This window comes from Pseudalkalibacillus salsuginis (assembly GCF_021646685.1).
In the GTDB taxonomy this organism is placed as follows: domain Bacteria; phylum Bacillota; class Bacilli; order Bacillales; family Fictibacillaceae; genus Pseudalkalibacillus; species Pseudalkalibacillus salsuginis.
Genome location: NZ_JAKJHW010000010.1, coordinates 65,221 through 85,427 on the forward strand (window position 1 = coordinate 65,221; position 20,207 = coordinate 85,427).

The 20,207-nt window shown below is 41.2% G+C and carries 19 protein-coding genes; 3 read left to right on the forward strand and 16 right to left on the reverse strand.

From position 1 onward, the window contains the following. Positions 1-2: 2 nt before the first annotated feature. From L1611_RS18520 to trpD, 7 genes are all read right to left on the reverse strand, one after another. Complete coding sequence (locus L1611_RS18520) at positions 3-332, reverse strand: MGMT family protein (RefSeq protein WP_236315196.1); 330 nt, start codon at positions 330-332, stop codon at positions 3-5. Positions 333-764: 432 nt separating this feature from the next. Beyond that, a complete protein-coding gene (locus tag L1611_RS18525) occupies positions 765-2,939 on the reverse strand; it encodes an anthranilate synthase component I (RefSeq protein WP_236315197.1) in 2,175 nt (724 codons plus the stop codon). A gap of 88 nt (positions 2,940-3,027) precedes the next feature. Next, positions 3,028-3,825, reverse strand: a complete 798-nt coding sequence (trpA, locus tag L1611_RS18530; protein WP_236315198.1) for a tryptophan synthase subunit alpha — start codon at positions 3,823-3,825, stop codon at positions 3,028-3,030. Further along, positions 3,825-5,018: a tryptophan synthase subunit beta gene (trpB, locus tag L1611_RS18535; protein WP_236315199.1), complete on the reverse strand. Its 1,194-nt coding sequence runs from the start codon at positions 5,016-5,018 to the stop codon at positions 3,825-3,827. The genes trpA and trpB overlap by 1 nt, the downstream gene beginning before the upstream one ends. After that, positions 4,993-5,643 (reverse strand): phosphoribosylanthranilate isomerase, encoded by a 651-nt coding sequence (locus L1611_RS18540; protein WP_236315200.1) that lies wholly within the window; start codon positions 5,641-5,643, stop codon positions 4,993-4,995. Before L1611_RS18540 ends, trpB begins: the two co-directional genes overlap by 26 nt. After that, complete coding sequence (trpC, locus tag L1611_RS18545; protein ID WP_236315201.1) at positions 5,644-6,405, reverse strand: indole-3-glycerol phosphate synthase TrpC; 762 nt, start codon at positions 6,403-6,405, stop codon at positions 5,644-5,646. Continuing rightward, positions 6,398-7,420: an anthranilate phosphoribosyltransferase gene (gene trpD / locus L1611_RS18550; protein WP_236315202.1), complete on the reverse strand. Its 1,023-nt coding sequence runs from the start codon at positions 7,418-7,420 to the stop codon at positions 6,398-6,400. Before trpD ends, trpC begins: the two co-directional genes overlap by 8 nt. A 497-nt stretch (positions 7,421-7,917) precedes the next feature. Here trpD and L1611_RS18555 point away from each other — a divergent pair, with 497 nt between their 5' ends. After that, on the forward strand, positions 7,918-8,199 hold the full coding sequence (locus tag L1611_RS18555; protein ID WP_236315203.1) for a DUF3817 domain-containing protein: 282 nt from the start codon (positions 7,918-7,920) through the stop codon (positions 8,197-8,199). 284 nt (positions 8,200-8,483) lie between these two features. Here L1611_RS18555 and L1611_RS18560 read toward each other — a convergent pair whose 3' ends face one another. The 3 genes from L1611_RS18560 to L1611_RS18570 all read right to left on the reverse strand — a co-directional run bounded on the left by L1611_RS18560 (position 8,484) and on the right by L1611_RS18570 (position 11,453). Further along, positions 8,484-9,680 carry an MFS transporter gene (locus tag L1611_RS18560; protein WP_236315204.1) on the reverse strand — a complete coding sequence of 399 codons (1,197 nt, stop codon included), beginning with the start codon at positions 9,678-9,680 and terminating at the stop codon, positions 8,484-8,486. 166 nt (positions 9,681-9,846) lie between these two features. Then, positions 9,847-10,455 (reverse strand): alpha/beta hydrolase, encoded by a 609-nt coding sequence (locus tag L1611_RS18565; RefSeq protein ID WP_236315205.1) that lies wholly within the window; start codon positions 10,453-10,455, stop codon positions 9,847-9,849. A gap of 23 nt (positions 10,456-10,478) precedes the next feature. Further along, positions 10,479-11,453: a ring-cleaving dioxygenase gene (locus L1611_RS18570; protein WP_236315206.1), complete on the reverse strand. Its 975-nt coding sequence runs from the start codon at positions 11,451-11,453 to the stop codon at positions 10,479-10,481. Between the two features lie 147 nt (positions 11,454-11,600). On the opposite strand from L1611_RS18570, the gene L1611_RS18575 reads away from it, so the two are divergent. Beyond that, positions 11,601-12,038 carry an OsmC family protein gene (locus tag L1611_RS18575; protein WP_236315207.1) on the forward strand — a complete coding sequence of 146 codons (438 nt, stop codon included), beginning with the start codon at positions 11,601-11,603 and terminating at the stop codon, positions 12,036-12,038. Positions 12,039-12,040: 2 nt separating this feature from the next. Here the strand turns inward: L1611_RS18575 and L1611_RS18580 are convergent, their stop codons facing one another. From L1611_RS18580 to L1611_RS18605, 6 genes are all read right to left on the reverse strand, one after another. Further along, the gene (locus L1611_RS18580) at positions 12,041-12,871 is read right to left on the reverse strand and encodes an Nmad3 family putative nucleotide modification protein (protein WP_236315208.1); all 831 of its coding nucleotides are present in this window, start codon (positions 12,869-12,871) and stop codon (positions 12,041-12,043) included. Between the two features lie 152 nt (positions 12,872-13,023). Further along, a complete protein-coding gene (locus L1611_RS18585; RefSeq protein ID WP_236315209.1) occupies positions 13,024-13,530 on the reverse strand; it encodes a hypothetical protein in 507 nt (168 codons plus the stop codon). A 139-nt stretch (positions 13,531-13,669) separates the two neighbouring features. Next, a complete protein-coding gene (locus tag L1611_RS18590; protein ID WP_236315210.1) occupies positions 13,670-14,839 on the reverse strand; it encodes an acyl-CoA dehydrogenase family protein in 1,170 nt (389 codons plus the stop codon). A 99-nt stretch (positions 14,840-14,938) separates the two neighbouring features. Then, positions 14,939-15,160, reverse strand: a complete 222-nt coding sequence (locus L1611_RS18595; RefSeq protein WP_225064545.1) for a hypothetical protein — start codon at positions 15,158-15,160, stop codon at positions 14,939-14,941. 132 nt (positions 15,161-15,292) lie between these two features. Beyond that, positions 15,293-16,708 (reverse strand): alanine/glycine:cation symporter family protein, encoded by a 1,416-nt coding sequence (locus tag L1611_RS18600; protein WP_236315211.1) that lies wholly within the window; start codon positions 16,706-16,708, stop codon positions 15,293-15,295. Between the two features lie 374 nt (positions 16,709-17,082). Continuing rightward, entirely contained in the window at positions 17,083-19,290 is a 2,208-nt protein-coding gene (locus L1611_RS18605; RefSeq protein ID WP_236315212.1) for a beta-propeller domain-containing protein, read from the reverse strand. Positions 19,291-19,608: 318 nt separating this feature from the next. Between L1611_RS18605 and L1611_RS18610 the strand changes: the two genes are divergently transcribed. Continuing rightward, positions 19,609-19,986 carry a PH domain-containing protein gene (locus tag L1611_RS18610; protein WP_236315213.1) on the forward strand — a complete coding sequence of 126 codons (378 nt, stop codon included), beginning with the start codon at positions 19,609-19,611 and terminating at the stop codon, positions 19,984-19,986. The last annotated feature ends 221 nt before the right edge of the window (positions 19,987-20,207 follow it).

The window sequence follows — 20,207 nt, forward strand, 5'->3', positions numbered from 1 at the left end:
CCTTATATAAGATCAACATCATTCCATTCAGGGTCAAATCGATATATAGTGAGGTCCACTTTATCATACTCATCAAATTCTATTCCCTCTTGCTTAAGTGCTGACATTTGTTCGTTGCTCTGCCCTTCATCATGAATCGCAACTTCCCCTTTGGCATTGATGACTCGATGCCACGGCAAACCATATGTCCGACTCAACGAATGGAGTATACGGACGACTTGCCTTGCCCCTCTTGGATTCCCTGCCAATTTTGCTATTTGTCCATATGTCATCACTTTCCCTGGTGGTATAATCCGGATAATTTGGACGACTTTTTCAGTAAATGGCTGCATGATCGATTTCCTTCCTTTAATGTAAAACCATCAGTCTATATAGACATAGTATACAAGATGTTTGATATCTTTTTAGAGATTTTAACGAAATTTGTAAAAAAGCGGACCAGGAGGCTTACGTATTGCACGCGGAAGGTGTGGTTGTGTGAAAAAACATATGATAAAGCACCCAGGAGCTGTTCTGGGGCGTGATTGAGCAGCATTATCTCGACAACTAATGGAGGAAATCCTACAACTTTGAATTTATCTCAACAACTCGGAAATTATCTCGACAACTTCACATTTATCCCAATAACTCAAAACAAGGAGGAATGATGAGAGCTCCACCCATAGTAGCGCAGCTCATAGGTTCTTGTGAGTATTAAAATTTTGGACCCGCTTAATGTCTTCTTTAATAGGAAAAAGGGCTGACACGTAGGTCAACCCTTTCATTCATACTGGAAGTTTTTTACCTGACTCCTCCAATTGTTTCATCACGTTATTAATGATTCTCAGACCGATATCCCCTTCTGAACTTCCGATGGATTCGGGATGAAACTGTACAGCTGTGATCGGAAGATGCTTATGCTCGATTGCCATAGGTATCTCGTCCTGCGAAAATCCAGTCAACTCCAGACAGCTTGGAAGCTGTTCAGCATAAATGGAATGATACCTGTTTGCGTTGAATTGCGCGGGTAATCCTTCGAACAACCTGTTAGGATCCAACTGTGTAATGATTGATGTCTTCCCGTGCTGCGGATAATCCAACAGTCCTAACTTCCCGCCAAAATATTCGACAATACCCTGAAAACCGAGACAAACCCCGAAGATAGGAATCTTGCCTTCCAAACATAACTTTATCGTTTCAGTGAGATCGAATCTGGAAGGTTTCCCAGGACCAGGCGAAAGAACGACCAAATCAAAACTGTCCGATTTTTGCAGCAGTTCCCGGGCTTTGGCAGCTCTGTACGTGACCACATTTGCACCAGTCTGTTTGAAATAGTTTGCTAATGTATGGACAAATGAATCCTCATGGTCGACGATCAAAACGTTTTTGGAATCCCCATAGGAATGTACTTCCTGAATCTTTTCAGGCAATAGAGGTTGACGGATCGCCTTTACAAGTCCAGCCGCTTTAGTCAACGTTTCTTGTTCTTCATCCTCTGGTATTGAATCATAAAGCAAGGTAGCCCCGACCCTGATTTCTGCAATTTGATTTTTCAAGGAAATCGTCCTTAATGTCAAACCGGTATTCAAATCGCCATTGAAGCTATACCAGCCAACAGCACCCCCATACCAGCCACGTGGTGAATCTTCGTGTTCTTCGATCCAATTGATTGCTGCTTTTTTTGGAGCGCCGGTTACAGTAACGGCCCACATATGGGTCAAGAAAGCATCAAGCGCATCAAATTCGGGTCGCAGATATCCTTCCACATGATCGACTGTATGGATCAAATGGGAATACATCTCGATTTGTCTTCTCCCGATGACTTTTACGGATCCGGGTAGGCAGATCCTCGATTTGTCATTTCGATCTACATCGGTGCACATGGTAAGTTCTTCTTCATCTTTTTTCGAATTCAACAGCTTCCGGATTTGATCAGCGTCTTCCAGCGCATTCTTCCCGCGTTTGATCGTACCGGATATCGGACATGTTTCAATACGATTCCCTTCTACACGGACATACATTTCCGGTGAAGAGCCAACCAGGTGCTCCCCCCCTAGGTTGATGATGAATCCATAAGGACTGGGATTGATTTGTTGAAGTCTTTCAAACACTTCTGAAGGGACTGATTCGCATTTTTCATACAAGGTTTGCGATGGAACAACTTCGAACATATCTCCTTCCTTGAAACGTTCACGCGCTTGTTCTACTAATCCTGCATATCTTCCTGGTTGATATTTTTCCAAATCAATGGTTCGATTAGGTTGAACAGGAAATTGTGCCCCGGTTCGTTGCACGCCTTCCGTATTGAATGAATTATATTGGAAATCATAGGATAATTCATACCCATAATTTGATTGATGATCAACGACAACAATTTGATCCGGCAGAAAAAGTTTAATATCCGAATCATCCGAACGGCTTCGTTTATGCTCGATTGGCTCGAACTGAAAAACCAAATCATATCCAAATGCTCCATAGAGGCCTAAAAAGGAATCTTGATTCGAAAAGAATAGATCCTTGATCGCCCTTATGACTGTGAATATCGATGGTTTCTTGCTACGTTCTTCTTCTGGGTAGTTTTCTTCTGTGTGTAGGATTGAAGCCTTAATCAAAGATTCACTCTTTTTAACCTCAATAATTTCTTCCTTTTGACATAAGGTGCTGCCTATCATCTGAAGTAACAATTTACCTCGATAATTTAAAGCTTCGATGGAGAAATCCAACCCTTTGGCTCTTATTTCAAGAGGGGGATTTATAAACCCTACATCCCATCTGGAATAACGGCCAGGATACTCATAACGGCTCGAATATAACGCACCTTTATGCTTATCGATCTGTTTTAGAATCTGATCAACAGCCTTATCAGGATCCAGGTTTTTTTGTGCTCGCGTAATCTTGATTCCACCGACTGTTTCATAGTCTTTAACTTCTGTAATAGGTGATTTGAAATAATGTTGCAAATCTATACCTCCTTATAGAAAGGAGACATGGAAAAGATTCATCTCGTCTCATCATGTCTCTGCTATACTCATCTCTTTTTATCAAAATTCAGTTTACACTTGCCTCTTCTTTCGTCAATGATGATAGATAGGCTCTGAACGCTACATCCCAGCTATCCGGACATTCTGTGTAAAGCTGGTGGACTTTCCGAATGATGGAACTCCCGATGATAACCCCATCACAGACTTTCCCCACCTCAACGAATTGCTGCCTTGATGAAATGCCGAATCCTAATGCGACTGGGAGGTCCGTAAATGATTTGGCTTCCCTCAATAATCTCTTCGTTTCTGGATGGAAGTCCTTTCGTTCACCTGTGACACCTAGAGAGGAAACACAGTACAGGAATCCCTGTGATTCTTGCGCGATTTGATACAACCGCTCTGGTGAAGTTGTCGGAGCAACTAATGAAATATAGCTGATTTGTTCTTCCGTGCAACGTTGCCTTAATGATTCACTTTCTTCAAAAGGTAAGTCCGGAATCAATAATCCATCGACATCATTTTCTTCAGCCAAATGGAAGAAGGTTTCTCGGCCCAATTGAAGGAACGGGTTGAAATACGTAAAAATCAGTACCGGTATTTCAAGACCTCTTTTTCGCATCTCCTTCACAAGCTGCATCGCTTTTTCGATTGTCATTCCCTTTGCTCGTTTTGCCGATTCTTGGATAACAGGTCCATCTGCCAGAGGATCTGAATAAGGGATGCCGAGCTCCAACACATCGGCTCCTTCTTCCTGTAATAGAATAGCCAATTCGACTGTAATTTCAGGTGATGGGTCACCAGCCATGATAAATGGGATAAACAAAGGTTTTGTTTTACTCTTCAGATTTTCAAACCGGATGCTCATTACTGGCTCCCCTCCATTACTTTCATGATCGTCCCTACATCTTTATCCCCACGGCCTGAAAGGCATACAACAATGGATTGATTCTGCTCCATTTCAGCGGCTTCCTTAAACGCTTGTGCCAGAGCGTGGGCACTTTCAATTGCAGGCAAAATTCCTTCTTCTTCCGATAATATTATCAAAGCCTCAACAGCCTCATCATCAGTGATCGTTTTATAGATCACCCGTTTAGAGTCTGAGAGAAAAGCATGTTCTGGCCCCACCCCAGGGTAATCAAGCCCTGCAGATATTGAATAAGGCTCGATGATCTGACCGTTCAAGTCCTGATTCAAAAATGTCATTGCTCCATGGAGAACACCAATCGAACCTGTCGTAATCGATGCAGCATGCTCACCCGTTTCGATTCCGTGTCCACCGGCTTCAACGCCAATAAGGTCTACCTTATCCTCCAAAAATGGATGGAACATACCCATCGCATTGCTTCCTCCGCCGACACAAGCGACGATCCTGTCAGGAAGCTTTTCTTCAAGGGTATGATGCTGTTGCTTTGTCTCAACCCCGATGATTCTTTGCAGGTTCCGGACAATGTATGGGTACGGATGCGGTCCGACGACAGAACCGATGCAATAGAACGTGTCTTGTACTGCACCTGCCCAGTATCGGATCGCTTCATTTGTAGCATCCTTCAACGTTTTGCTTCCGCTTTGGACTGAAATCACCTCAGCTCCAAGTAATTTCATACGGAACACATTCAAAGATTGCCGTTCAACATCTTCTTCTCCCATGAAAACTTTACAGCTCAATCCATATCTTGCACATGCAGTAGCGACTGCAACGCCATGTTGACCAGCACCAGTTTCAGCTACCACTTTGCTTTTTCCCATACGCTTTGCTAATAGAACCTGCCCGATCGCATTGTTGATTTTATGTGCTCCTGTATGGTTCAAATCTTCACGCTTCAAATAAATGCGTGCACCGCCAAAACGTTTCGTACTATTTTCAGCATACGTAAGCGGAGTTGGTCTCCCTGAATAATGGGTCAATTCATGGTCGAGTTCTTCTAAGAAGTCTTCATCCTCCATTGCAAGATTGAATGCTTCTTCCAATTCCTCTAATGCAAACATCAATGTTTCAGGGACATAGCGGCCACCGAATTGACCAAAACGTCCTTTAAGATCTGGATAAGTGGTCTGCATTCGTATTCATCCTCTCTATTAGGTCATTGATGAGCCGAGGGCTTTTCCGTCCGTTTTCTTCTACCCCGCTCGATAAATCGATCCCACTCGGTTTATATGTCAGACATTTCTTTATATTGACTGGATTGATGCCCCCAGCGATAAAACACGACTTCTGCAGCTTTTCTGCTTTTTCCATATAAGACGGGATAGCGTTCCAATCGAACGAAATACCGGTTCCGCCCCATTTTCCTTTTACTTTTGTATCGATGATGTAACCATCTACAGAACTCTGGTAATCTTCCATATGTGTAAGCGTCTTTGTACTATGCGTCAATGCTTTCCATATATCAATACCGAAGATTTCCCTAATTTCATTGACAAAACGCTCCGATTCGCTGCCATGAAGTTGGATGACATTAAGGGGGATTTGCTGAAGTGTCTTTTCGATCTCCTTAATCCCAGGGTTAACAAATACACCGACATGTTTAAGTTTTGAATCCGTGGTGATCCATCTGCATACTTCTTCTGGTGACACATAGCGCTTGCTGTCGGCGAATATGAAACCTGCAAAATCGGCTCCAGCTTTTCGTGCGTTTTCATAATCTTCCTGTGTACGTATTCCGCAAATTTTTAAATAAGGCATTCACTCATTCTCCTCAAACAAGCTCTTGATGCATTGTGTAATCGAATCAGCCTTCATCAAGGTTTCCCCAACTAGAATGCCGGATGCCCCAGCTGCATGTACCTGGTTCACATCCTCAGATGTCTTAATACCACTCTCACTGATGAAAGGGATACCCTCCGGAATAAAAGCTGCTATTTCACTTGTATGGGCTACTGACGTCTTGAAAGTATTCAAATCCCGATTATTGATTCCGAGCAGATCCGGGGTGAATTCTGTTAAAGCCATCTCAACTTCCGCTTTCGAATGGACTTCAAGCAATACTTCAAGGCCGAGTTGTTTCGCATGAAGGAACAGCTCTTTTGCTTGCTTTGGATCGAGGATTGCTTGGATCAGTAAGATTGCATCCGCCCCAATCGATTTGCTCTCCTCAATTTGTACAGGATCAATGATGAAATCCTTCCGCAGCACGGGAAGATCCACGACTTGCTTTATTTGTGTCAAATAATCAGGATGACCTTGAAAGTAGGTTTGGTCAGTCAATACGGATATTGCATCCGCGTGCGTATTCTCATACGCTTTAGCAATCTCCACAGGATGAAAATCTTTACGGATGATCCCTTTTGAGGGTGATGCTTTTTTGACTTCAGCAATCAGTCCAACCTTCCGATTGCTGTTGATCATCGCCCTTTTTAATGAATGGTTAGTGAATGTCTTTTCCTGAAAAGCTCTTGGATAGTTGGAAATTTCAACTCTTTTTGTTTTAACGATCTGCTCAAGCATAGAATCTCTCCTGTACGTGGGCCATGTTGTGATAGTGACGTTCAACCAATCCTGACTCGATGGCTTCCTTTACAATTGGAACGGCAGTTTTAAAGTCATCAGCTCGATCTGCCGCCACGAGTCCAGCTGCTGTGTTCAGAATGACGATATTCTTAGCCGACAGATTCGCACTGTTGTTGAATACGTTCTTTATCAGGTTGGCGCTAGCTTCTGGTGAATCAACCTGGATGTCTTCTAATTGGCCTGTTGACAATCCAAAGTCTTCTGGATGGATCGTATAGGTTTTAATTCGATTTGGCGTAACTTCCAGGATGGTTGTCGTTGTGGTGATCGTACATTCATCAAGCCCATCGTCACCTGAAACGATCATCGCTTTTTTAATGCCTAGTCGCTGGACAACCTCAGCCATTTTGATAGCCAATTGAGAATCATAGACGCCGATTAATTGGCGGGGACACCTAGCCGGATTGCATAAAGGACCTAAAATATTGAAGACCGTTCGGAACCCGATTTCTTTCCGCGGACCAACCGCATGCTTCATTGCGGGATGATAAAGGGGCGCAAACAAAAAACTCATCGAGTGTTCCCTCAACGCTTCCATAGCGTCTTCAACCCCAGATTGGGTAGGCACATTCAAGCGTTCAAGAACATCTGCACTTCCGCTTTTAGAAGAAAAAGAACGGTTTCCATGCTTAGCGACTTTTACGCCAAGAGAAGCCATGACAAGTGCAGAAGCTGTAGAAATATTGAAGGTTCCAGAACCGTCTCCTCCTGTACCGCAAGTATCAACTGTATCATGTAAGTTTACTGGAAAAGAAAGTGCGTGTTTGCGCATTGATTTTGCGAAGCCTGTCAGTTCTTCGACCGTTTCTCCACGCATTTTCAATATAGTCAATAAGCTGGCGATCTGACATGAAGTCACACTGCCGCTCATGATTTGATCCATTATGGATTGGGCTTCACTTTCTGAAAAAGTGGCTCCATCCATCGCGTTTTTTAAATGGGTTTTGATCATGTGAATGCTCCTTTCGATCCTTTATTTTTCAGAATGGTTTGGATCAAAAGAAGTTCAAGGTGGAATAAAGCTTAATATGTGAAGGTTATTGAAAGACATCTCTATCACGCTCCTTTTGATGGAGTACTGATAGAGCTGAGGTTAAAGGGTATGAAGGTGTATAGATAAATAAAAAAATCCCATGGACATAAGGGTGTCCAAGGAACCGTTACAAACTTAAACGTACCTTAGCTCTCCTCAACTCTCTCAAACTCTACTCTAATCTCATCTCAACTTATCGTGCTAACTAAAACTTATACCTATACTATTAAAGTACCTCTATATTTGTCAAGAGTAAAAAGAAAAAAAGTACTGCTGCCATCCGATGAAATTGTCATGAATCATTTAAAAAGCCTGCGTATCTTTGATGGTCTACCTGTTATAATGATTTTGGAATAAGCTCTGAACAGGTTATTTGCAGATTCTAAGAAACAATGAATAGGAGTTGAGCCTGGTTGATGAATATGTTGAAAACGTTTCGAATCGTCGGTTACTCTGAGGGAGTTTCATTTCTCCTTTTGTTAGGTATCGCAATGCCTTTGAAATATATGTTCGATTATCCATTGGCTGTGACGATTGTCGGGGCAATCCACGGGGGATTATTCGTCCTTTATTGCATGATGGTCGTGTATTTGAAATTCAATCAGAACTGGAGCTTCACGAAAGCGGCATTAGGAATTCTCGCCTCTGTCCTCCCATTCGGTCCTTTTGTGTTCGATGCAAAAGCTTTAAGAGGGTGAGAGTGTACCTCGCTGAGTACTTTACAATCGTTTCACCCCCTTATAAGGTACTTAGAAACCTCTATGAGTACCTTATAACCGTTTTTTCTCTTTATAAAGTGCTTATAATCATATTTGTTGATATTAATGTATCAACTTTCAAGTTGTTGACGTTTTTCTGACCACTAAAATTCGTGAATTGCACGATTTTCGAAACTTATTGTTCCGAAATAAAAATAGTTGCACTGCCTGTCTCCAATGGCACTACGAAAAAATACACCGTAAATAATTGCGGTGTATTTAATCTATCTGGTAAGTTGTCCTTGTCGTGTTCTTCCCCTTGCAGGAACCATCTTCGTTATGAAAACATAAAGAAGCATCGAAATGGTGACGGATACGGCAGAAGCAATATAGATCTCACTATAGCCTGCCCACGATGCAATCACTCCAAAAAACATGGCTCCTGTACCCACGCCTAAATCAAAGGATGAAAAGAAGGTGGCATTGGCCATTCCTCTTCTATGTTTTGGTGCTTGCTCCACAGCCCATGCCTGGAGGGCGGGCTGTACCGACCCGAAACCGACACCGAATAACAGTGCCGCAGCAAGTAACATCCATTCATTTGCAAGGTAAGCCAAGTCAATCATTGCAATCAGAATTAAAAATGCGCCTGGCAGGAATACGGCTTTATGCCCTGCTTTATCATAAAGCTTTCCAGTGAACGGTCGGACAACCATCAAGGATATCGCAAAGACAGTGAAGTACCAACCAATCCCTCCGATATTCAGTTGCTCTGTATACAATGGCAGGAATGAAGTGATGCCTCCAAAGGCCATTGTAATGAAAAACAGCAATAAGGCTGGTACTAATGCAGTCTTTTCATATAAATCCCATTTTCGTTGGGGAGCAGGACTTTTCTCACCGGGACTATAGTGGATAAGAGAAGCGATCACCAATGATGACAATCCACAAAATGCTGCAATGGCAAAGGTTACAGAAAAATTAGCTTTTGCTACCAACATTAAGCCAAGAGCCGGACCGAATGCCATAGCCAGTGTTCCAGCTAGACCGAAAAAGCCCATTCCCTCACCCCGGCGTTTCGGTGGTATCAAATCTGTTGCGATCGTCCCGACAGCCGTTGTGGACATCCCCCAGCCAAGACCTTGAATTACCCTTAGTAAGAATAACAGTATGATACTGGATGTGAATGAATAAGCGCCTACTGAAACAATAAATACGGCGAGACCGATCAAATAGACAAACCTCCGGCCAAGGGTTTCTAAAACATGTCCAGCCCAGGGGCGGATGATAAGAGCAGAAAATGTAAAGATTCCGACAATCATTCCAATCATTTCGTCCTTACCGCCTAATTCATTGACAAACAAAGGGAGTGTAGGCAAAGTCATTTGGAAGCCTGCAAAAATAAAAAAGTTTGATAAACAAACGAATACAAAATCCCTTGTCCATATTTTATCTTTTAATGCTACATTTTGATTTTCCATATCTGGCGGCCTTCTTTCATAGTTGGTCCTTGTACCATATTACATCAATTATGGTTGTAAAGTAGTGTTATTTGCTCAGTCTCCTGATTCTGTATAGATATATAGATGAATAATTAAAATGACCCCGAAAAAAGCTTGCTTCTTCGAGGTCACCTCAAAAATTGCCCTATTTTATATTGGTACCGTACCATTTTTGTGCTTCCACGATTTCTTCCCTCGTCAACTGGTGTCCACCTTTTGTCCAAAACTCACTTACAACCGCATTTGCATTACGTAATGCAAATGCCAATTCCTTCGTTTCATCACTTGGGATAAGCGGATCATTTTCTCCAGCAGCGATGAAAACAGGTGTACCATTTAAATCGGGTAATTGTATGTTCCGGAGGGGTACCATAGCATGAAAAAGAATCGCACCAGCTAATGCATCATTGTAATGATACATGAGACTGCCGGCAATATTCGCACCATTCGAATACCCGATAGCGACAACTTTATTTCGATCAAATTCATATTGGGAAGCCATCTCCTGGATAAACTGATACAACTCCTCTGTACGGAATTTCAGATCCGCTTCATCAAAAACACCTTCACGAAGCCTACGGAAGAATCGAGGCATTTCATTTTCTGTTACATTTCCTCGTACACCTAGTATGGAAGCGTTCGGGTCGATCATATCAGCAAGCGGAAATAAATCCCTTTCGTTTCCTCCCGTTCCATGCAGCAATAATAGGATCGGGGCATTTTTTTCGTTTCCTTCAATAAAAATGTGTTGCATGTTCATCCTCCTTCTAATCCAACCTATTGCTTGGTTTCCAACGGTTTCAAACGGGTTTCGATTTCTTTACGATCCTGTTCGAAATAAGGAGGCAATGCCAAGCTTTCCCCTAAGTGCTCAAAATCTTCATCCCCTTCAAATCCAGGTCCATCTGTCGCCAGCTCAAACAGAATGCCATTCGGTTCTCTGAAGTATAAAGATTTAAAGTAGTACCGTTCTACGAAACCTGAATTCGGTATGCGTAATTCTTTCAAATAACTGGTCCATTTTTTCAGTTCCTCTTCATTCTCTACTCTGAAAGCAACATGATGGACACTTCCACGCCCTTGTCGTTCAGGCTGTAAGTCTTCTCGATGGATCAAATGGACTTCTCCACCAGTCCCGCCTTGTCCGGTTTCATATACTGACACATCATGATGATCTCTATTCGTGTATACCCCTTTCTTCGAGAACCCAAGTACGTTCAGCAGGATCGCTTCAGATAGATCAAGTTTAGGTACGGTCAAAAAGATCGGCCCAAGGCCTTGAATACCATATTCTACAGGGACTGTACTTTTGTCCCATGGTTTTCCAGGGGGCACGCCATCGTTGTTTTCATCTGAAACCAACAATAGACGCTGACCTTCAAAGTCTTGAAACGCCAATGTCGCACGACCATATCCTTCTGTAATTTCACCGTGTTCTATTTCATGCTCTACAAAACGCTTTTTCCAGTAGACTAATGATTCATCATTCGGCACCCGTAATGAAGTGGTTGAGATGCTATTCGTTCCTTTATACGTTTTACCAGCCATCGGTATTTCAAAAAAGGTGAGATCAGTTCCAGGATTCCCTCGCTCATCTGCATAAAACAAATGGTATACTGAAGGGTCATCCTGATTGATCGTCTTCTTTACGAGACGCATGCCTAACGTCTTTGTATAAAATTCATAATTTTTTTTCGCATCCCCAGTGATGGCTGATACGTGATGGATTCCTTTCAAAGGCATTCGATCCATTTAAATCACTCCGATCTTTTTGTACTTATTTATAGTAAGTGCCTCTATCCTATTGTATACCTTCTTTAATAAGATTTAAACATTTGTGCTTGAATTTCTGTGCAAATAAAATAATGATAGATATACGATCGAAAGGAATGATCATTGATGGCAGAACACCGTTTTCACTTAAAAGCGATTTGGCCGGGACTACGAAATGATGTCGGGGAAATCGAAACGAAGAATTTACAAGCCAGAATATCCATCCCTCCAGAAATGGGCGGTCCGGGTATCGGAACGAATCCTGATGAAATGTTGTTGGGTGCGGCAGCGACGTGTTATATCATTACCCTTGCTGCAATGCTGGAAAGAAGTAAAGTTGAAAAAATATCTCTGACTATTGAATCTGAAGGGATTGTGGACGTTTCAAACCAAGTGATCACTTATAAAAAAATCATCCACCGTCCCTCAATCGCCTTGAAGGATCCAACTGAAGACAACCTTCGTTTGGTCGAAAAACTTGTCACAAAAGCTGAAAAATCGTGTATGATTTCTCGTGCGATCAAAGGGAATGTGGAGGTTAATGTCTATCCAAACATTTCATGAAGTCAAGGGGAGATGATCTGTTTTGCCCATTGGATAACTTCCTCGGAGGCATGGACGACGAACTCTTGTCCTCTTGCGACTGATTGAAAATGATCATCCTTCCAGTTTTCGGGTTTATGGTAACTGATCGGAACATATCTGAAGCATTCAGGTAGATCCCAACATGATTTATTCATATCATCTTTCGTCAAGACGAGTTTCTCTTCAAACTTGAAGGTACCATACCCAGGGAAGGATTCATTCCAGGTTAGGTGCCTTCGTGCTAGATAGACTGTATTCCCTTTTCTTCCTCGTTTTAAAGGAGTACAATGCGGATGCTCCACCATCCAGTCTGGTACTTTAGTCGAGGGATCTACCTTAAGGATATCTCCAACTTGTAGATATCCATATAGGATATGTTTCCCATTCCGGTCTTTAGGATCGAAGGAAATCCGTTTCCCATCTTGAATGGTTTTACGGAACCATCCGAAAAAAAGAAACAGATCACCGATTTCAACTTTTTGGTTTTCCAAATGACGTTGTGCTCCACCACTTTGGCCAAAGATACCTCTCCAGCCTTTTTTCCTTTCCATGATGTTGCCATCTAGATCAGGATCCAGATGGCAACTCGTATGTTTATGAAGCTTGGACCATTTATTACCGTTTTTGATTTTCCCTTTTATCAAATGCATCAAATCATAGTAAGATGTATTTTCCTTTTTTAAATGATGGTAATGAACCGTACTATCTTCATCAGGTATAGGTAATGATAACAAGGTCCCATCTTTTAAGATGAGACTTGGATAACCTCCTGCTGATGAATCAAATCCTTTTCTGCTCAGAATGATTTTCATTTGATGCCCCCCTACCCTGTCTCCATTTTCAGGATAGCAAACCTATGATCGACTTGCACTTGATTCATTAAAAAGACTGACTCTAAAGTACCATCCTCTCTCATCGGATGAGGCAATGACACTTTAGGGTCAGTCCTAGTGTATATAGCTTTCTAATATCCGTGATTCCAACGTATTTTTCCTTCCTTATTTTCATAATCCAATTCAACGTGGAAATCATGTTTTTCATAAAAATGTAAGAGTCTGTCTACATGTTCCCAATCCCGCTCAGCAATATCACCAGTAATATAGGGGATATTGTTGTCTTCGGCCATTTCTTTCAAGTAGTCCATGCAAACGGAACCGTAACCTTTATTAGCGGGCCCTTTTATATCTCCAATATGGATACGATCTGGTTCAGGGTAATACGCTTGAATTGAAAAATCCCATATGCCTCTGAAGGCACTTTCACAATCGTTGAGCATGATGTTACAACGGCTCTTTTCTTCAGATTTGTAAATGATGACTAGATTGTCTTCTTTCGTCTGATCTATACCTACTACATCCCACTTTTTTGCGATATGTTTCATATCTTCCTGCATGCGGGACACTTGAAATTCCAATTCTTCAGGATCCATCGTACGTTCAGTAGAAAATGGTTGTCGTAGTACTAGTGACATTGTTATCTCCTTCCTAAGCAATATAAATAGCGGTGTTATTTACCTAGAGGGTGACACACAATTTCCCATTCTACTAAATATCGGATCATTTTTCAAATAAACAAAAAAGACCCTGCCAGGCAGAGTCCAGTGGATGAAATCAATGGTCCTCAAGCGCCCTTTGTGCAAGGGTTTGGATCACAGCATCATCCATAGGCGGATTGTGCAAACCTGCTCGCACATCCCTATAATACCGTTCAAAACTGGATGTTTTCGAAAGTCCTCGTCCACCGACGATTCTCATTGACAGATCGACGACTTTGTTGGCAGCATTGGTTGCGATTGTTTTTACTGCAGCTAATTCTGGTCCAAGTCTTATTCTTTCTTCCGGGTAGCGGTCCCATTTTTCAGCAACAGCATACATGAAGTGCCTGGCGTTCAATAATTCCAAATCCATTTGTCCAATCTTTTCTTTTACATGATGGACTTTAGATATCGGTGTCTGTAAACTATTGGGCTGATATTTTTTAGCGAAGTCAATTGCCTCATTTCGTGCTGCAATGGCAATACCTAGATAGCATGAAGGGATATGTAATAGCCAACCTTTCGGAACTGGGATTTCCTGCTTGGACGTCTTAAGTTCAACAAGTTTATTTTTGTCCACATGAACCCCATTCAACACTAGATCATCACTTCCTGTTCCCCTCATTCCCAGTGTGTCCCATGTATGTTCAACAGAGACCCCGCTCTGATTTCTTTCAATTAGGAACCAGCCGATTTCATCAATTTTATCAATATAGGCCGAAACAAGATAATAATCCAGGACTTCAGCCATTGTCGTGAAAGATTTACGACCAGTAATGGTGTAACCAGACTCATTTTCTACCGCCCTTGTCTCAGGTATCCCGCCTCTCGTAGGACTTCCTGTTGCAGGTTCAGTTGCTGCTCGATTAATGATTTTTTTATTCGTTGACACTTCCGAGCACAACCATTTGAAGGTATCAGGTTCCCACAAATTTTCATCACGGATCTCCATGATGATCCCAAGGTGCCACCCAATAGACAGCGCAACTGAACCGTCCGCTTCAGCGAGTTTTTCTTGTAAAAGGACAAATTCATAGAGGGAAAGACCTTCTCCACCAAGTTCTTTTGGGAGTGACAATGCCACATAGTCTGTATCTTTCAGGTCTTTAAGATTTTCAAGCGAAAAAGTTCCTTTTCGGTCAGTTTCTGCAGCTCTTTTGCGGACCTTAGCTGCAAGATGTTCAGATTTGGTGAATAATTCTTCCTGGCGCTTTGAAGTTATAAATGGTTCATATACATCCCACATAAGCGTTCACTCCAACCTCTTTAATAAACAAATCGTACTAAACATGTCGGATTTATTTCAACTACTAAGCATTGGAAATGAACTTGTCTATATCCTTTCTCAGTTTATCGTCTTCCTTTCATCGATCAATTCTGTAAGATAGTTTCGTTTCAATAAATACCTTAGATGTTGGACAGGCATCGATCCATAACCTTGTTGATTTCCAAGGTTGAATGATACGATACTTCTATGGTGAGAAGTAATTTTCAAGGTTTTAGCGGAATTGAAGTTGCCTAATGAGTTATCCATAATCTGATAAACAGTTCCATCTTTAATGTTCACGGTAATATCTCCTTTTATCGTCATTTCTAATATTATTGTCAATATTTCCTTTTTTATTGGATATAAAATAAAAAGGGGCTGCCCCATAAGTGTTTGACACTTTTTAGGACAGCCCCTCTAGCTTATAGATTTTTAACCCACTAATTCATCTTTCTTACTAGTATCGTCACCCCAGCACTCCGTATTCTCAATACCAAGCTTTTTAGGGTCGAATGTAGGATCTTTACCTTCCTTACGTTGCATTTCGTAGTCTTTAAGGACTTTGAAGGCAACTTTGCCAAGTAATGCAATACCTATAAGGTTGATCACTGTCATCAGAGCCATGAACAAGTCAGCCAGTGTCCATACAAATGCAAGTGGAAGGATAGCTCCAACCATTACCAATGACATTGTCAACAAACGGTAGACGAAAACTGCAGGTTTGCTTTTCTTGATGAACTCGATATTCGTTTCACCATAATAGTAGCTACCAATGATCGAACTGAATGCGAAAAGGAAAATGGCAATGGCAATGAATATACTTGCTGCTCCACCGATCTGTTGTCCAAGTGAATCTTGTAATAGCTGGATTCCTTCTACGTTGCCAGAAGTATATAATCCGGACATCAAGATGATGAATGCAGTTGCAGAACACACAAGGATCGTATCCACAAATACGCCAAGTGTTTGGATGAATCCTTGTTTTGCTGGGTGGGAAACGCTTGCAGTAGCTGCAGCATTAGGTGCACTACCCATACCGGCTTCGTTAGAGAATAAACCACGTTTTACACCATTCATGATCGCAGCACCGATTCCACCGCCAACAGCTTGTTCAATTCCGAAAGCACTTTTAATAATGAGTGCAAACATCGCTGGAATCTGTGAAACATTAAGAGCCAATACAATAAGTGCAATGATGATATAAAGAACTGCCATGATCGGTACAACAACGGCAGATACATTTGCGATCCGTTGTACACCGCCGAAAATAACCAATCCAGTAAGAGCAGTGATGATAATACCAACTACAGCTCCGTTGAAACCGAACGCATTAGCATAAGCTTCTGAAATCGTATTACTTTGTACAGAGTTGAAGATCAATCCGAATGTGATAGCAATCAATACAGCAAAGATGATTCCTAACCATCTTTTTCCTAAACCTTTTTCAAGAAAATAGGCTGGTCCACCACGGAAAGCTGTTTTGTCTTTCACTTTGTAGACCTGAGCTAATGTACTTTCTACAAAACTTGTAGCCCCACCTACTAATGCAACAATCCACATCCAGAATACAGCTCCCGGGCCACCTAATCCGATGGCGACAGCGACACCAGCTAAGTTACCAGTCCCGATCCGTGTTGCTGCACCGATACAGAACGACTTAAATGAAGAAATACTCTTCCCATCTTGAAGAGTAGATTTCTCGAAAAGAACTCGTCCCATCTCCCCAAGGTAACGGAATTGCACGAATCTTGTTGCGATTGAGAAATAAAGCCCAAGTCCGAGCAATCCTGCAATCAGGACATACCCCCATAAATAATCGTTTAAAATTCCTACGATGCTTTCTAACACAATAGCTAACCCCTTTTCTTTTTTTGTTTTTTCTGAATATTTACTCAAGAACAATTATATGTTCATGTTAAAATTATTGCAACAAATTTCTGCATCAAACTACAAGAAGGCTAAAAAGGGAATAAATTCCAAATTCCATCTTTTCTAATGATATCAATAGTTTGACTGGTCTAGACCATGTAGTAACTTTGGCTGAAAAAAGTATTGGATTTTAGGGAAAAAGTCCTTTGTTTGTTATAAGATTATTCGTAATAATTCAAAATTCTCTGGGTATGCGCTTACTATTTGTCGAAAAACGACGAAAAAGAGCGAGCCTTGTTTCGCTCGCCCGTAAAAGATTATCTATGGTCACTTAAATCGATATTGACTCCATCTTAATGATCAAGATCAAGTTCACCGATTTGCTTGAAAGTGTTTAAATCATGTGCAAGTATTCTATCTCTCGACAACGAGTAAATCGTATGATCGATATAAACAAGACGCTGTATCTCTGATTTCCAATCTCCATGATCTCTAACACCTTCACTTTGAAAATGGGATATTCTTGTCGCCAATCTAAATCCTTTCTCTGAATCAATTTTGTAGATCAATGCACCTTGAAAGAAATTTTCGTCTGTTTGTTTCTCCTCATCGTAATTGAATATATGGATAGGAAAAGCAAATAGATTCCGTCGTTTATCAAATAACAATGCTTTATGATCATGATTCAATGGAGAATAGGTTCCATTGCCACCGACGATCTCTGTAAATTTTTCTACAGGTTTGTTCATGTCACTTACATCGAAAAGCGAGATTTTGATACCGTCAATTTGAACCATTGGTTCGTTTCTTAAACTCCCATTCTCAACTAGTTTGGTATTTTGACCAAACCCGATGATATGGTTGTCATCGTACGGATGAAGATAATTACTGAATCCAGGGATCTTCAACTCTCCTTTCACTTCAGGATTGGACGGGTCACTGGCATCGATAACAAATAAAGGATCCACTTGTTTGAATGTCACCATGTAAATGCGTTCCTTCATAAAACGTGCGGAATAGATACGCTCCCCTTTAGCAAGTCCTTTAATCTCTCCAATCTTCTTCAATTTGTCATTAAGGATGAACAAATGATTGGAGGATGGATTCCTATCGTCCCAAGGATCCCCCTTCGTCGTGGCGATCCGGAAATTCCCTTCATATTCATCCATTGAAAATTGATTCAGCACAGTGCCTTCAATTTCAGCCGAGTGGTTGAAATAGACTTCATTTTGATCAACCGAAAACTTATAAATGGTTGTGTCTGGTGAATAGGTGGTTCGTGAGTCAACATACATACTAGGATAAGTATTGACTGCGATATATAAATTTTCATGGGACATGTAAATTTGATTTCCGCTTCCTAAATAGGTTGTGAAGTTCGCTTCTTCTTTCGGTTTGTCTATCGGTATGGATGAAATGATTGTATAGTTGGTTTCTTTTGATTGCGGGAAGTAATTGATTCTTTCATAATCGATGTATTGGGTTCCCTCTTGATTTGAACTATCTCTCACCCTTGGTCTAAGATCGATTTCCTCTTTTTTCTTTTCTTCCAATAACCAAATATTTTGATGAAAGCTTGAAACCAAGTATAGAAAATCATTCGATTGCCTCGCAGAGACGTAGGATCCTTCAATTTCGACTTCTCTTTCTAATATTGGTTTTGAGCGGTCTTTAATCCCATAAATTTTGGCTTTTAACGTATGATGCATCGGCATTAGGAATGTATCAGATGATGAACCTTCTCTATCCTGGATTCCAGGCATTTCCTCATAACTGTGTCCAATGACGACTAACCGGTCTTCATGCAGAATCAATTCTTGTGGAGAAAATTCCTGATTCGGAAAAGTGATCGTTGATACTTTCTTCATTTCTTCTACAGGATCGGCTTGTGTAATGACAACACGATTTTCAAGTACCTGATACAAAAATGTCCCATCATTCTTTACAATGTCCGGTTCATCGATTCCTTTTACCTGGACATTTGTTTCAGAGAAATCACTGGAACCATTACTCTCGGCTCCGGCACTGTCACTGGCAGCTGTTGAATTTTCCATGCCCCCTGAATCTCCCTGTGAAAGGAGACTTGCCTTTTGTTTCGTTTTATTATCTTTGATTGCTTGAACAAAATAGTCATTCAAGTTTTCTTTTGATCCTATGACTGGGAGTGTCCGCTCGACGTAGAACTTCATAGGTTCGATCCGTTGTATTTTCCGGCCTCGGGTTGAACGGATATCCTCATTAATGTGAAGTATATAATGTTTACTTGTGAGTTCATACCCGGATTTGGGTGGTTCGATGTGGATCGTTTGCCGATCGTCCCCGAGAGAGACAGTTACATCTTGCCGGTCACCTTGAGAATTGGTCACATATACATTTTTCTTTGTGATGGTTTTTGGATCGATTTCCGTAGAAAACACCAGCTTCCAGGTTTTATTTTGTAGAACGACGGGATATTCATTATCTTCCATCCACCCATTCAATACTGTAGGCTGGTTGAACCAATAAATACAAACAATCACAACGGATACGATTACTCCGCAAAAAAACCATACCTTCTTCATTTGCATGCCCCCTTTTCCCCAATGACGGATATCACTTAAAAAAGGTTACAAATTCCAATTTATCATTGTAATCTTTTACAATAATCTATATCTTTGGTACGTTTAAGTTAGAAATTTATCTAACTGTTGATTACGACCCCTGGAGGCTCTACTGCCGGCGGGCATTGAAGTATTAGAAACAAGGATCAAATGATTAAAGAGGCTGTCATCGTAACGAATAAACATGCAAGAGGATAACAGTGTTTGAATGACTAGTTTGAAAATAAACATTTTAGGCGAACAACCTATTGAAGCTAATTAATAAAGGAGGTAAATAATATGGGGATTTTGGATGGACTTATGGGGAATGCTTCTGAAGCAGATTTGAAAACAGTTGAGAAAGACCTTGAAAAAATCGTTACCGAGAATGAACGAGTTGAAAAAGCTTATAAGATCTTACGGGACATGATTGTCTTTACAAATAAGAGACTGATCTTGATCGATAAACAAGGTATGACAGGAAAGAAGATTGAATATCATTCCCTCCCTTATCGGAGTGTCACCCATTACAGTGTGGAAACAGCCGGGACATTCGATATGGATGCAGAATTAAAAATCTTTGTATCCGGTACAGCTCAACCTATTTCCAAACAGTTCCGTAAAGACAAAAGCGTTTATGATGTCCAGAAAGCTCTGGCAACGTATGTGAATCAATAAAATCAGAAAGTCACCCCCTTTTCACGGGAGATCAGCCTTTCCACGCAGTAGTATCGCTAATTTCCCTAGCAATCGAAATCAAGCTTTCACAACAAACTTTAACAATAAAAAAAGATCATCCGTGGTATTATCCCCTTCAGGTAGACAGGAAAAAAAGAGAGCATTTGATATGATGTTCTTAAGAGTCTACCTGGGAGGGGATTTTCTATGGCTAAAAAGGG

Coding starts and splice junctions, on each gene's coding strand:
- L1611_RS18520 (WP_236315196.1), bottom strand. CDS start 332: ATGCAGCCATTTACTGAAAAAGTCGTCCAAATTATCCGGATTATACCA.
- trpA (WP_236315198.1), bottom strand. CDS start 3,825: ATGAGCATCCGGTTTGAAAATCTGAAGAGTAAAACAAAACCTTTGTTT.
- trpB (WP_236315199.1), bottom strand. CDS start 5,018: ATGCAGACCACTTATCCAGATCTTAAAGGACGTTTTGGTCAATTCGGT.
- L1611_RS18540 (WP_236315200.1), bottom strand. CDS start 5,643: ATGCCTTATTTAAAAATTTGCGGAATACGTACACAGGAAGATTATGAA.
- trpC (WP_236315201.1), bottom strand. CDS start 6,405: ATGCTTGAGCAGATCGTTAAAACAAAAAGAGTTGAAATTTCCAACTAT.
- trpD (WP_236315202.1), bottom strand. CDS start 7,420: ATGATCAAAACCCATTTAAAAAACGCGATGGATGGAGCCACTTTTTCA.
- L1611_RS18555 (WP_236315203.1), top strand. CDS start 7,918: ATGAATATGTTGAAAACGTTTCGAATCGTCGGTTACTCTGAGGGAGTT.
- L1611_RS18560 (WP_236315204.1), bottom strand. CDS start 9,680: ATGGAAAATCAAAATGTAGCATTAAAAGATAAAATATGGACAAGGGAT.
- L1611_RS18565 (WP_236315205.1), bottom strand. CDS start 10,455: ATGCAACACATTTTTATTGAAGGAAACGAAAAAAATGCCCCGATCCTA.
- L1611_RS18570 (WP_236315206.1), bottom strand. CDS start 11,453: ATGGATCGAATGCCTTTGAAAGGAATCCATCACGTATCAGCCATCACT.
- L1611_RS18575 (WP_236315207.1), top strand. CDS start 11,601: ATGGCAGAACACCGTTTTCACTTAAAAGCGATTTGGCCGGGACTACGA.
- L1611_RS18580 (WP_236315208.1), bottom strand. CDS start 12,871: ATGAAAATCATTCTGAGCAGAAAAGGATTTGATTCATCAGCAGGAGGT.
- L1611_RS18585 (WP_236315209.1), bottom strand. CDS start 13,530: ATGTCACTAGTACTACGACAACCATTTTCTACTGAACGTACGATGGAT.
- L1611_RS18590 (WP_236315210.1), bottom strand. CDS start 14,839: ATGTGGGATGTATATGAACCATTTATAACTTCAAAGCGCCAGGAAGAA.
- L1611_RS18605 (WP_236315212.1), bottom strand. CDS start 19,290: ATGAAGAAGGTATGGTTTTTTTGCGGAGTAATCGTATCCGTTGTGATT.
- L1611_RS18610 (WP_236315213.1), top strand. CDS start 19,609: ATGGGGATTTTGGATGGACTTATGGGGAATGCTTCTGAAGCAGATTTG.